The 502-nt window shown below is 45.4% G+C and carries 1 protein-coding gene; it reads right to left on the bottom strand.

What is annotated here, in order from left to right:
* Window positions 1-483, bottom strand: a 483-nt coding sequence (locus ACS8FC_RS21285) for a nucleoside recognition domain-containing protein (RefSeq protein WP_439298241.1), incomplete at its 3' end; no start/stop codon positions are given.
* Between the last annotated feature and the right edge of the window lie 19 nt (window positions 484-502).

Below are 502 nucleotides of genomic sequence, written 5' to 3'. Positions count from 1 at the left end.
CGCAGTGACAATAAAAGTAGTCACTAGCGTTGACCAAAAAAAGAGGTTCCAAAATTCCATGATCCCAAGTGTTTTGGCCACAATCACCATAAACGCTGCTGATACCGTCGAAAATCCAGTCGCGATGATAATGGCTTCACGCGCTGAATATTGCTTTTGCAGGTACACGCGATTGGTAATGAGTAGACCGATAGAGTAGCTACCAACAAAAGAAGCGACGGCATCAATCGCCGATGATCCGGGCGTTTTCCAAATAGGTTTCATAATGGGCTGCATCAGCACACCAACCATCTCGAGCAAACCAAACCCAACCAAAAATGCCAATATCAATGCCCCGATGGGTACAATCATGCCGACTGGTAATGCCAGTTTTTCAAACAAAAACGGCAGCATGTCGGCTTCCATCATGAAGGCAGGCGCAGCGCCAGCAACATACATCACCGCCAATATTAGACCGATCACTTTAAAAGTGGTCATAATCATGTGAGTGATATTCTTATTC

This window comes from Psychrobacter sp. 1Y4 (assembly GCF_051847555.1).
Note: the sequence above shows the minus strand (reverse complement) of the source record. Positions and strands in the feature narration are given on the sequence as shown.